Annotated in this window: 8 protein-coding genes and 1 tRNA gene; 3 read left to right on the top strand and 6 right to left on the bottom strand. The window is 69.4% G+C overall.

Annotated elements, in window-relative coordinates:
• Positions 1-3: 3 nt before the first annotated feature.
• Positions 4-873, bottom strand: a complete 870-nt coding sequence (gene lipA / locus ACLV7J_RS14285) for a lipoyl synthase (RefSeq protein WP_411869734.1) — start codon at positions 871-873, stop codon at positions 4-6.
• A 140-nt stretch (positions 874-1,013) separates the two neighbouring features.
• Here lipA and ACLV7J_RS14280 point away from each other — a divergent pair.
• Positions 1,014-1,087 (top strand) — tRNA-Pro (locus ACLV7J_RS14280).
• A 38-nt stretch (positions 1,088-1,125) separates the two neighbouring features.
• On the opposite strand, the gene cobJ is transcribed toward ACLV7J_RS14280, so the two are convergent.
• Positions 1,126-3,018, bottom strand: a complete 1,893-nt coding sequence (gene cobJ, locus ACLV7J_RS14275) for a precorrin-3B C(17)-methyltransferase (RefSeq protein WP_411869733.1) — start codon at positions 3,016-3,018, stop codon at positions 1,126-1,128.
• A complete protein-coding gene (locus ACLV7J_RS14270) occupies positions 3,015-4,775 on the bottom strand; it encodes a hypothetical protein (protein ID WP_411869732.1) in 1,761 nt (586 codons plus the stop codon). The genes cobJ and ACLV7J_RS14270 overlap by 4 nt, the downstream gene beginning before the upstream one ends.
• Positions 4,776-5,254: 479 nt before the next feature.
• Between ACLV7J_RS14270 and psaA the strand changes: the two genes are divergently transcribed.
• Positions 5,255-7,558, top strand: a complete 2,304-nt coding sequence (gene psaA / locus ACLV7J_RS14265) for a photosystem I core protein PsaA (RefSeq protein ID WP_411869731.1) — start codon at positions 5,255-5,257, stop codon at positions 7,556-7,558.
• Positions 7,559-7,577: 19 nt separating this feature from the next.
• Positions 7,578-9,791, top strand: coding sequence for a photosystem I core protein PsaB (gene psaB / locus ACLV7J_RS14260; RefSeq protein ID WP_411869730.1), 2,214 nt, complete (start codon positions 7,578-7,580; stop codon positions 9,789-9,791).
• A gap of 119 nt (positions 9,792-9,910) precedes the next feature.
• Here psaB and ACLV7J_RS14255 read toward each other — a convergent pair whose 3' ends face one another.
• The 3 genes from ACLV7J_RS14255 to prmC all read right to left on the bottom strand — a co-directional run bounded on the left by ACLV7J_RS14255 (position 9,911) and on the right by prmC (position 11,741).
• The gene (locus ACLV7J_RS14255; RefSeq protein WP_411869729.1) at positions 9,911-10,078 is read right to left on the bottom strand and encodes a hypothetical protein; all 168 of its coding nucleotides are present in this window, start codon (positions 10,076-10,078) and stop codon (positions 9,911-9,913) included.
• 6 nt (positions 10,079-10,084) lie between these two features.
• Positions 10,085-10,657 carry an L-threonylcarbamoyladenylate synthase gene (locus ACLV7J_RS14250; protein ID WP_411869752.1) on the bottom strand — a complete coding sequence of 191 codons (573 nt, stop codon included), beginning with the start codon at positions 10,655-10,657 and terminating at the stop codon, positions 10,085-10,087.
• A 127-nt stretch (positions 10,658-10,784) separates the two neighbouring features.
• Positions 10,785-11,741, bottom strand: a complete 957-nt coding sequence (prmC, locus tag ACLV7J_RS14245) for a peptide chain release factor N(5)-glutamine methyltransferase (RefSeq protein WP_411869728.1) — start codon at positions 11,739-11,741, stop codon at positions 10,785-10,787.
• Between the last annotated feature and the right edge of the window lie 9 nt (positions 11,742-11,750).

The following is an 11,750-nucleotide window of genomic DNA, read 5'->3' as shown; positions in this document are numbered from 1 at the left end:
TCCTCAGCGGGGGAACTGCCGCATCAGCCGCTGCACCTCGCCGGCGTGGTAGCTGCTGCGGGTGAGGGGCGTGCTCACCACCTGCAGGAAGCCCAGGGCTTCTTCGCCGTGGCGGCGGAAGGCCTCGAACTGCTCCGGCGTCACGAAGCGATCCACGGGCAGGTGCTTGGGGCCAGGGGAGAGGTACTGGCCGATGGTCACGATGTCCACCCGGTGGCGGCGCAGGTCGGCCATCACCTCCAGCACCTCGGCGTCGGTCTCGCCCAGGCCGGTCATCAGGCCGGATTTGGTGTAGGTGCGCGGCCAGCCCTCGCGCACCCGCTGCAGCAGCTCCAGGGAGCGTTCGTAGACCCCCTGGGGCCGCGCCTTCCTGTAGAGCCGTGGCACGGTTTCGATGTTGTGGTTCAGCACCTCCGGGGCGCCCTCCATCACGGCGGCCAGGGCGCCCCAGTTGCCGCAGAGATCGGGGATCAGCAGTTCGATCGTGGTGAGCGGCGAGCGCTGGCGCACCTGTTCAATGCAGGCCACAAACTGGCTGGCACCGCCATCGTCCAGGTCGTCGCGGTTCACCGAGGTGATCACCACGTGCTTGAGCCCCAGCCGCGCCACCGCCTCCCCCAGGCGCTCGGGCTCGCTGGGATCCAGCGCCCGCACGCTCTTGTCGAAGTCGATGTCGCAGTAGGGGCAGGCGCGGGTGCAGCCCGGCCCCATGATCAGGAAGGTGGCGGTGCCGCCGGCGAAGCACTCGCCGATGTTGGGGCAGCTCGCCTCCTGGCAGACGGTGTTGAGCTTGAGATCCAGCAGCAGGTCGGCCACCTCGCCGATCCGTTCCCGCTGGGGAGCCTTCACACGCAGCCAGTCGGGTTTGAGCAAGGCGGTGGACCTCCCGGAGGCGTGGCGGCCACCGACTCTAGAAAGCGGCCCTGATCCCCTGGCCCGCTGGTTCCATGGGGCCCCGTGACCGGTGGGCCGCGCCGGGGGCCTGGGAGGGCCATCTCCTACACTCCCCCCATCGGGATGTAGCGCAGCTTGGTAGCGCACTTCGTTCGGGACGAAGGGGCCGCAGGTTCGAATCCTGTCATCCCGACTCTTCTCCTCCCCTGAGCCGGTTCGGCGCGTCGGCCTTCAGGCCAGCTCCGCGCCGGGATAGCCCCGTGGGGTCACAATCCGCCCGCCTTCCACGCGACTGCTGGCGTTGCCGATCAGCACCAGGGTGAGCATGTCCACCTGGTCCAGGGGCAGCCCCCCGAGCGTGTGCAGGCTCACCTGCTCCTCCGGCCGGCCCAGCTGGCGGGCCAGCACCACGGGCGTCTGGGCTGGCCGGCCACCCTCCAGCAGCAGCTCCCGGGCCCGGCCCAGCTGCCAGTCGCGCCCGCGCGAGCGGGGGTTGTAGAGCGCCACCACGAAGTCGCCGGCGGCGGCGGCCCGCAGCCGGCGCTCGATCACGGCCCAGGGGGTGAGCCGGTCGCTGAGGCTCACGGTGCAGAAGTCGTGCATCAGCGGGGCACCGGCCCGGGCCGCCGCCAGCTGCAGCGCCGAGATGCCGGGGTGCACCGTGAAGCCGGGGCGATCGCCGGCCTCCAGGGCCATCCACTGCTCCAGGGCCAGGCCGGCCATGCCGTAGATGCCGCTGTCGCCGGAGGAGATCAGCGCCACCGTGAGCCCCTGGCAGGCCAGCTCCAGGGCTTCGCGGCAGCGCTCCCGCTCCTGGGTGAGCTGGCCGTCGCTGCGCAGCTGATCGGGCCGCCGCAGCGGCTCCAGCAGATCCAGATAGAGGCCGTAGCCCACCCACACGCTGCTCTCCGCCAGGGCCCGGCGGGCATCGGGAGTGAGCAGCTCCAGGCTGCCGGGGCCGCTGCCGATCAGGTGCAGCTGGCCCCGCTGCGGCGCCCACTGGCTGGCGGCCGCGGCGATGGCCAGGGTGGCGGCGCCCTGCTCGCCGGCCTGGGCCCGCTCGATCCGCTTCTCCAGCCGCAGCTGGGCACCCGGGCCGGCCGCCAGCAGGGCGGCGGCCTCGGCCACGCTGGCGGTGCCCAGCTCGGCGGCCACGGCGGCCGAGGGATTCGGCACCGCCACGGCGTTCAGCGCGTCGGCGGCAAAGCAGCGCAGGGGCCATCCCCGCCGTTCGGCCAGCTGCAGCAGGGCGGGCTCATCGGCCTTGCGCTCGGCGCTGGCCAGGCCGGCCACCGCTTCGGCCGCGAGGCCCTGGTCCGCCAGGGCCCCGTCTACCAACCGCTCCAGCAGGCTCAGGCTGGTGTGGCGCTCGCAGCCCATCCCCAGCCAGAGGCCGGGGGGATGCCAGCGGCAGCCGTCACCCTGCTCGACGGCCACCACCAGCTGGGCCCCCGCTGCCTCCTGGGGATGGGCCTGCCCAGGGGATTCCGGCCCGGACGCCAGGGCCTGGGCGGCCTCGAGCTGCCGCCAGCGGCCGTTGCCCGCCTGCTGCGCCACGGCGATCGGCTCGCCGCGGGCGAAGCCCTTCATCAGCGCGTCCCAGTCGCCGCTGCCCCGTCGCCAGCCCCAGCCGCGGCCGAAGCTGTCGAGGGCCAGGCGGCCGCCGCCACTGCTGGCGCCGGTCAGCACGGCCTCTCCCCCCAGCGCCGCGGCAATCCGCTGACTCAGCGCCTCCGCCCCGGCCCCGTGGCCCCCGAGCAGGGGGATGGCGTAACGGCCGGCGGGATCGAGCACCACCACCGCCGGATCGCTGGTCTTGTCGCCCAGCAGCGGGGCGATCAGGCGGGTGATGGCGCCGCAGGCCCCCACCGCCACAAAGGCCTGGCTGCGGGGCCATTCACTGGCCAGCAGCTCCCCCAGGCTGCGGGCCGTCCAGTCGGACGCGCCGGACGCGGACGGGTGGTCATCAAGTCGGGGGGACAGGCCCTCGCCCGGCTGGGGCGGCAGGGCGATCCGATCGATCAGGTCCGCCGCCAGCAGGCGCCGCAGCAGCGGCAGGCTGGCGCCGCCGAGGCCAAAGCCCCAGCGCAGGGTGGGGCTCTGGCCGGTTTCAGGGATGCTCATCGCTGCAGCCTCTCGCGCAGGCGGGCCAGGGGACCAGAGCCCTGGGGTTTCACGAGGGAGCCATCCGGGTTCACCAGCTGCCGTGCCGAGCCGGCCAGGCCGGTGCTCGGGGCAATGCGCTCCTCGCTGGGGCTGGACGCCGCTGGTGGGGTGGGGGGCGATGCTGGCGGCGCAGCTCCTGACGCCTGGGGGCCAGAGGGCACGGGCTCGACCGCCGTTGGGGGGGCTTGGGTCACGGCTGCCGTCTGTGGAGCTTGGGGCTGAGGTGCTTCTTGGGGGTCTGGCGCGCGTGGTTCCGCCGCTGGCTCTGTCCCGCTCGGTTCGCCTGCGGCAGCTTGTGAGCTGCTGGCAGCTTCCCGGGCCGGGCTGGTCTCCGCCGCCGGGAGTTCTGTCGTCTGGGCTGTGGCGTCGGGTTCCTGAACGTTGGTGGTGGCGGTGGGGGGAGCGGCCTCCGGCGTGGCGCTGGCCTCGGGAACTGCTGGAGCAGGGGCGGTCTGGGCTGTGGCCCGCGTCGCCGGGGGTGGAGCCCCAGGGCTCGCCGCCTGGGCCCCGGCGGGCTCGGTGGCGGCGGAGTCGGCGGTTTCGGGCTGACTGGCGGCGCCTGGCGCTGCGCGGGTTGCGGGCGGTTGGTCGGCGGGCTCTGGAGCCTGCACTGGGGCCTGAGCGGCAGGAGCCCCAGCCCCTTGGGCCTCGGTGTCGGTGTCGGTCTCGGCCCCGCGCCCGGCGCGGCTCTCGGGGGCGGCGCGGCTCTCGGGGGCGGCCGGCCGCGGCAGGGCTGTGCCGGGCTGGGGCGGCTGGCTGACGACCCCGGGACTCACCGCGCCGCCCTGCTCCGTCGCGTCTTGGCGCGTCCTGCCATTGCCCTGACCGCCTTCGTCCACGGGAGCCAGGCCGCTGAGCTGATCCAGCTCCAACGGCGTCAGGCTGCCCCGCAGCCAGCCGGGCCGGGGCCCCGGTTGGATCTGAACCTCCCGCACCAGGCTGTTGAAGGGGCCGTTCAGGGGCTCACCGCGCCCGTCCAGCAGCTCCAGCTGCAGGGCGTTGCTGCCGTTCACCAGGCCCCGCAGCCACAGCGGCGCGTGGCGGTCCACCAGGAAGCTGTCGCCGTTCACGGTCACCCGCAGGCGCCAGCGCCCATCGCCCTCCCGCAGGTTCTGCAGGGGGGCATCGAACAGCAGCCAGTCGATCAGCACCGGCTCGGCCTGCGCCAGGCCATCGGGGCTGGCCAGCACCAGCTGGGCGCTGCCGGGGGCCGGCAGCTGCTGGGGGTTAGCCGCCACCCGGTGCAGCCGGATCTGACGGCTGGCGCCAGGGGCCTTCACGGCCTCGCCCCAGGGCCTGGCCGCATAGACGGTGACGAGGTGGCTGCCGGGGTCCAGCTCGGGCAGGCTCAGGTCCCTGAGTTCGTCAGGGTGGCTCAGGCGCCGCACGGTCGTCCCGTCCACCTGCACCACCAGATGGGGCCCGAGGCCCAGGGGGCCCGCATCGGCGAGGGGCCAGTCACGCAGCCGCAGCTTCAGGCTCCAGGGGCCGGCCGGCAGCAGGGCTCCATCGGCGGGGGCCAGGATCTCCAGCTGTGGATCCCGCTCCTCCAGCCGTTCGGCGAGCTGGCGCACCAGCGGCGGCGGCGCGACCTCCTGCAGGCGGCCGGTCGGCGCCGTTACGGCGATCGGCGCCTCCGCGGCTGGCGACTGGGTCTGGCCCAGCCGGCTGCAGCCGCTGCCCACCAGGGTCAACCCCACAAGCACGATGGCCATCAGGGCCCGAAGCGGCGCAGCCACCATGCCGGCTTCTCCTCCTATGTATGGGGTGCTTCTGGGCGCATTCTGCAGCGCGGCCCGGGCCCGACCAGAACACCGAAGCGAATCCTGCGCAGATCTTCGCGGGCGAGATAAAACAAGGGCCGCAATCAGCCTGTTTTCAGTGATTCTCTCCCTGGCCGAGAGCGCAGTCCCTGACTGGCGGGAGCCGGGATTGAACCTTTGTAACTCCCCGCCCAGACGGCTTGGATATCGCCTTTATACTCACGCCAGCGGTCCCCTCTTTGGGGCCCCAAGCTCCAGTCATGGCAAGCGGTTTCGGCTCCCGCCGCAGCCCTCGCCCCGGCTGGCGCCCATGGCCCCGGTTGGCTCGTCCGCCCGGTCCATGTGGCTCCACCGGTCCCGGCTCCCGGCTTTCCGGGCCGGCCCGGAGGGGTGGACCTCCACCTCGATCCCGTCCCTCGAGGAACGTCTCGATGACCATCAGCCCACCAGAGCGTGGGAAAACGGCGAAGGCCCAGGTCGACCGGGTGAACAACCCGGCCACCTTCGAACTGTTCGGCAAGCCCGGCCACTTCGATCGCAGCCTCGCCAAGGGTCCCAAAACCACCACCTGGGTTTGGAACCTCCACGCCAACGCTCACGATTTCGACAGCCACACCAGTGATCTCGAAGAGGTCAGCCGGAAGATCTTTTCGGCCCACTTCGGTCACCTGGCCGTCATCTTCATTTGGTTGAGCGGTGCCTTCTTCCACGGCGCCCGCTTCTCCAACTACTCCGGCTGGCTCGCCGACCCCACGCACGTCAAACCCAGTGCGCAGGTGGTCTGGCCGATCTTCGGCCAGGAGATTCTCAATGGCGATGTGGGTGCCGGCTTCCACGGCATTCAGATCACCTCCGGTCTTTTCCATGTGTGGAGGGCCTGGGGCATCACCAACGAAACCCAGCTGCTGGCCCTGGCCATCGGCGCTCTGGTGATGGCCGGCCTGATGCTCAATGCGGGCGTCTTCCACTACCACAAGGCAGCCCCCAAGCTCGAGTGGTTCCAGAACGTTGAGTCGATGCTCAACCACCATCTGGCCGGTCTGCTGGGTCTGGGCTCCCTGTCCTGGACGGGTCACCTGATCCACGTGTCCCTGCCCACCACCGCGCTGATGGATGCCATCGACGCCGGCAAGCCGCTGGTGCTCAATGGCAAGACCATCGCCACCTACGCGGACATCCCCCTGCCCCATGAGTTCCTCAACCAGGACCTCATTGCGCAGCTGTTCCCCGGTTTCGGTGCCGGCATCAATGCCTTCTTCACCGGCAACTGGGCGGCCTACAGCGATTTCCTCACCTTCAAGGGTGGTCTGAATCCTGTGACCGGCAGCCTGTGGATGACCGACATCGCCCATCACCACCTGGCGATCGCGGTGCTGTTCATCGTCGCCGGCCACCAGTACCGCACCAACTGGGGCATCGGCCACAGCATCAAGGAGATCCTCGAGGGTCAGAAGGGCGATCCCCTGCTGTTCCCGGCCTCCAAGGGTCATGACGGCCTCTACGAGTTCATGACCACCAGCTGGCACGCCCAACTGGCTGTGAACCTGGCCCTGCTGGGCTCGCTGAGCATCATCGTGGCTCAGCACATGTATGCGATGCCCCCGTATCCCTACATCGGCATCGACTACCCGACCCAGCTGTCGATCTTCACCCACCACACCTGGATCGGTGGCTTCCTGATCGTCGGTGCCGGCGCCCACGCCGCCATCGCGATGATCCGCGACTACGACCCCGCCAAGCATGTGGACAACGTGCTGGATCGGGTGCTCAAGGCGCGTGATGCCCTGATCAGCCACCTCAACTGGGTGTGCATCTGGCTCGGCTTCCACAGCTTCGGCCTGTACATCCACAACGACACCATGCGTGCCCTGGGCCGTCCCCAGGACATGTTCAGCGACTCCGCCATTGCCCTGAAGCCAGTCTTCGCGCAGTGGATCCAGGGTCTGCACGCCGCTGCCGCAGGCAGCACCGCTCCCAACGCCCTGGCTGGCGTGAGCGAGGTGTTCAACGGTTCCGTCGTGGCCGTTGCCGGCAAGGTGGCCGCCGGTCCGATCCCCCTGGGAACGGCCGACTTCATGGTCCACCACATCCACGCCTTCACGATCCACGTCACCGTGCTGATCCTGCTGAAGGGTGTGCTCTACGCGCGCAGCTCCCGCCTCGTCCCCGACAAGGCGAACCTGGGCTTCCGCTTCCCCTGCGACGGCCCCGGCCGTGGCGGTACCTGCCAGGTGTCGGCTTGGGACCACGTGTTCCTGGGCCTGTTCTGGATGTACAACTCCCTCTCGATCGTCATCTTCCACTTCTCCTGGAAGATGCAGAGCGATGTGTGGGGCACCGTCAACGCTGACGGTTCCGTGTCCCACATCACCAACGGCAACTTTGCCCAGAGCGCCATCACGATCAACGGCTGGCTGCGTGACTTCCTGTGGGCCCAGGCCGCACAGGTGATCAACAGCTATGGCTCCGCCAGCAGCGCCTACGGTCTGATGTTCCTGGGTGCCCACTTCGTCTGGGCGTTCAGCCTGATGTTCCTGTTCAGCGGCCGCGGCTACTGGCAGGAGCTGATTGAGTCCATCGTCTGGGCTCACAACAAGCTGAAGGTTGCTCCCGCCATTCAGCCGCGGGCGCTCTCGATCACCCAGGGCCGTGCCGTCGGTGTCGCCCACTATCTGCTGGGCGGTATCGCGACCACCTGGTCCTTCTTCCTGGCCCGCATCATTGCGGTCGGCTGACCTCACCTGACCTTTCCCAATGGCAACGAAATTTCCTTCGTTCAGCCAGGGTCTGGCACAGGACCCGACAACCCGTCGTATTTGGTACGGGATCGCCACGGCTCACGACTTCGAGAGCCATGACGGAATGACGGAGGAGAAGCTTTACCAAAAGCTCTTCTCCACCCACTTCGGTCACCTCGCGATCATCGGCCTCTGGGTTTCGGGCAACCTGTTCCACGTCGCCTGGCAGGGCAACTTTGAGCAGTGGGTCGCCGATCCTCTGCATGTCCGTCCCATCGCCCACGCGATCTGGGATCCCCACTTCGGCCAGGGTGCCATCACCGCCTTCACCCAGGCTGGTGCCACCTCCCCGGTGAACATTGCGTACTCCGGCGTGTACCACTGGTGGTACACGATCGGCATGCGCACCAACGCCGAGCTCTACCAGGGTTCGATCTTCCTGCTGATCCTCTCGGCCTGGGCCCTGTTCGCTGGCTGGCTGCACCTGCAGCCCAAGTTCCGGCCTTCCCTGGCCTGGTTCAAGAACGCTGAATCCCGTCTGAACCACCACCTGGCGGTGCTGTTCGGCTTCAGCTCCATCGCCTGGACCGGTCACCTGGTCCACGTGGCCATCCCCGAGTCCCGCGGTCAGCACGTCGGTTGGGACAACTTCCTCAACGTGCTGCCCCACCCCGCCGGTCTGGCTCCGTTCTTCACCGGCAACTGGGGTGTGTATGCCCAGAACCCTGATTCCCTGAACCAGGTCTTCGGCACCAGCACCGGCTCCGGCACCGCGATCCTCACCTTCCTCGGTGGTTTCCACCCCCAAAGCGAAGCCCTGTGGCTCACGGACATTGCCCACCACCACCTGGCCATCGGTTGCATCTTTGTGATCGCCGGCCACATGTACCGGACCAACTTCGGTATCGGTCACTCGATCCGCGAGATCCTCGAAGCCCACAACCCCCCCAAGGGCACCCCTGGTGACCTGGGCGCTGGCCACAAGGGTCTCTACGACACCATCAACAACTCGCTGCACTTCCAGCTGGGTCTGGCCCTGGCCAGCCTCGGCGTGGTGACCAGCCTGGTGGCCCAGCACATGTATGCGATGCCGTCCTACGCGTTCATCGCGAAGGACTACACAACGCAAGCTGCGCTGTATACGCACCACCAGTACATCGCCATCTTCCTGATGTGCGGTGCCTTCGCCCACGGTGCGATCTTCTTCATCCGCGACTACGACCCGGAAGCCAACAAGAACAACGTGTTGGCTCGGATTCTTGAGCACAAGGAAGCCATCATCAGCCACCTGAGCTGGGTCTCCCTGTTCCTCGGTTTCCACACCCTGGGTCTCTACGTCCACAACGACGTGGTCGTTGCCTTCGGTACCCCCGAGAAGCAGATCCTGGTGGAGCCCGTCTTCGCCCAGTTCGTCCAGGCCGCTTCCGGCAAGGCGATCTACGGCTTCGACGTGCTGCTCTCCAACCCCAACAGTGCCGCCAGCCTGGCTTCGGCCAACATCGCCGGCGACCACTACTGGCTGGATGCCATCAACGGCAACACCGATCTGTTCCTGCCGATCGGCCCTGGTGACTTCCTCGTGCACCACGCCATTGCGCTGGGTCTGCACACCACCACCCTGATCCTGGTGAAGGGCGCCCTGGATGCCCGGGGTTCCAAGCTGATGCCCGACAAGAAGGACTTCGGCTACTCCTTCCCCTGCGACGGCCCCGGCCGTGGCGGCACCTGCGACATCTCGGCCTGGGACGCCTTCTACCTGGCGGTCTTCTGGGCCCTGAACACCGTGGGCTGGGTCACCTTCTACTGGCACTGGAAGCACCTCGCCATCTGGCAGGGCAACGTGGCGCAGTTCAACGAATCCAGCACCTATCTGATGGGCTGGTTCCGCGACTACCTGTGGCTCAACTCCTCTCAGCTGATCAACGGCTACAACCCGTTTGGCACGAACAACCTCGCCGTCTGGGCCTGGATGTTCCTGTTCGGTCACCTGATCTGGGCCACCGGCTTCATGTTCCTGATCTCCTGGCGTGGCTACTGGCAGGAGCTGATCGAGACCATCGTCTGGGCGCATCAGCGCACCCCGCTCGCCAACCTGGTGGGCTGGCGCGATAAGCCCGTCGCCCTCTCGATCGTTCAGGCCCGTGTGGTGGGTCTCGCCCACTTCACCGTCGGTTACTTCGTGACCTACGCCGCCTTCCTGATCGCCTCAACTTCCGGCAAGTTCGGCTGATGGCCTTGGCCGACCCAACGGTCGGCCTTCCCACCTGCCTCTTGCTCTCCCTTGAGGGACGCTTGCAACCCCTGGCCCCGGCCAGGGGTTTTTTGTTGGCGTTTGGGGGTGACTGCTGGTCAGCGCTTCGGGGCGACCGCCCCCGCGGTGATCCAGAGCAGCAGCAGGAGAAGCAGCCAGCCGACGGCCTGGCCTTCAAACAGGCCGGTGCCCAGCTGCAGCAGCGGTTCCATCAGCCAGTGGTTCAGGCTCATCAGGGCCACCACCAGCAGCACCATCCAGGCCATGGCGGCTCAGCTCCCAGGGGTGGTCATCGCTCCCGGCAGCGTCACGACTCCCTGGCGGAGCAGCTGCCAGTGGCCGGTGTCGGTCCAGGTCACCACGGTGCTGGCCTGTCCCGATCCCGCAGGCCAGGGTGTCGGGGCCAGCAGCGGCACCTCCGGGAAGCGTTCCTGGGCCTCGCTGGCCGTGAGGCAGGGGGGCTCTCCGGAGCGGTTTGCGCTGGTGGTGGCCAGGGGGCCGGTGAGTCGCAGCAGCTCCAGGGCCATCGGGCAGGCGGGCACCCGCAGCCCCAGGCTGGTGCCTCCAGGGTTGAGTTGCTCCAGCAGCGCACCCCGGGCTGGCAGCACCAGGGTGAGGCCCCCAGGCCAGTGGGCTTCCGCCAGGGCGCGCCAGGCCGGCAGCACCGGAACGCCCAGCTGGTCCAGCAGCTCCCTGAGCTCAGCCCCCATCAGGATCACGGGCTTGTGGCTGGGCCGGCCCTTCAGCTCCCAGAGCTGGGCGGCGGCCTCGGGCCTGGCCGCCAGGGCCGGCAGGGTGTCGGTGGGGAAAAGGGCCGGCGCGCCCTCGCGCAGACGACCACTCAGGCTGGCGGCTTCGAGCGCCGGGGGGCTGGCTGCCGTCGTCTCGGCGGTGTGGGCGGTTCCGGCTGCGGAAAGCGAGGACACGGCGGGGTCGGCAGGGGGACGGAAGCTGGCGCTGGTTGGTGCCTCTCTAGGTGGGCGGTTCGGCGGCCTGGGGGCGCCGTCCACGGGCAAACCGCCACTGGCCTTCCAGGTCGCGGTGGGCCTCCACATCCACGAGCCCACCCCGTTTGAGCAGGTTCAGCACGGCTTCACTCTGGTCGTGGTGGTGCTCCAGTAGCAGCCAGCCGCCGGGTGCGAGGGCCTGCGCGGCTCCGGCCGCCAGCTCGCGGATGGCGCCCAGGCCGTCGTCGCCGCCATCGAGGGCCAGGGCGGGCTCGTGCCGCCGCACCACCGGTTCGAGCCGCTCCCACACGGCTGTGGGGATGTAGGGCGGGTTGCTCACCACCAGCTCGAAGTGGCCCCAGCTGTCCCGCAGCGGCTCCCACCAGCTGCCCTGGCGCAGTTGCACCCGATCGTCCACCTGGGCCCGCGCCAGGTTCGCTGTCGCCTGGAGCAGCGCATCGGGGCTGAGGTCCACCGCCAGGCCCCGGCTCCGGGGCAGGCTGCGGGCCAGGGCCACGGCGAGGCAACCGGAGCCGGTGCCGAGGTCGGCCCAGCGCAGGGAGGCCCGGGGATCGACAGCCGCGAGGGCGAGTTCCACGAGCAGCTCCGTTTCCTGGCGCGGGATCAGCACCCCCGGAGCCACCTGTAGCTCCAGGTCCCGCCACGGGCAGATCCCCACCAGGTATTGCAGGGGCGCCGCGCTGCGCAGATGTTCGCGCCACAGCTGTTCCAGCTGCGCCAGGTCCTGCTGCAGCTGCACCGGCCGTTGGGGATGCAGGCGCAGGGCCTGGAGGGGCTGCCAGCCCACGCCGCCGCCCAGATCCAGCAGCCAGTCCAGGTCGCCGGCGTGGCCGCCCAGGCTCAGCTGGCGGCGGCGCCAGGCCAGCAGCTCCTCCCCGGAGACCACGGGGCCGCCTGTGGCTTCCGGTGCGGCCTCGCCGGGCCCCTGCGCGGTTCCGCTGTGGCGGGGGAGCTGCACCATCCACGCACC

Origin of the sequence: Vulcanococcus limneticus LL (assembly GCF_943369875.1) — a bacterium.
In the GTDB taxonomy this organism is placed as follows: Bacteria; Cyanobacteriota; Cyanobacteriia; order PCC-6307; family Cyanobiaceae; genus Vulcanococcus; species Vulcanococcus limneticus_A.
Note: the sequence above shows the minus strand (reverse complement) of the source record. Positions and strands in the feature narration are given on the sequence as shown.

What these genes read in the sequence shown, in the direction of transcription:
- cobJ (WP_411869733.1), bottom strand. Translation starts at nt 3,018, where the DNA reads ATGAGCATCCCTGAAACCGGCCAGAGCCCCACCCTGCGCTGGGGCTTT.
- ACLV7J_RS14270 (WP_411869732.1), bottom strand. Translation starts at nt 4,775, where the DNA reads ATGGCCATCGTGCTTGTGGGGTTGACCCTGGTGGGCAGCGGCTGCAGC.
- psaA (WP_411869731.1), top strand. Translation starts at nt 5,255, where the DNA reads ATGACCATCAGCCCACCAGAGCGTGGGAAAACGGCGAAGGCCCAGGTC.
- psaB (WP_411869730.1), top strand. Translation starts at nt 7,578, where the DNA reads ATGGCAACGAAATTTCCTTCGTTCAGCCAGGGTCTGGCACAGGACCCG.
- ACLV7J_RS14255 (WP_411869729.1), bottom strand. Translation starts at nt 10,078, where the DNA reads ATGGCCTGGATGGTGCTGCTGGTGGTGGCCCTGATGAGCCTGAACCAC.
- prmC (WP_411869728.1), bottom strand. Translation starts at nt 11,741, where the DNA reads ATGGTGCAGCTCCCCCGCCACAGCGGAACCGCGCAGGGGCCCGGCGAG.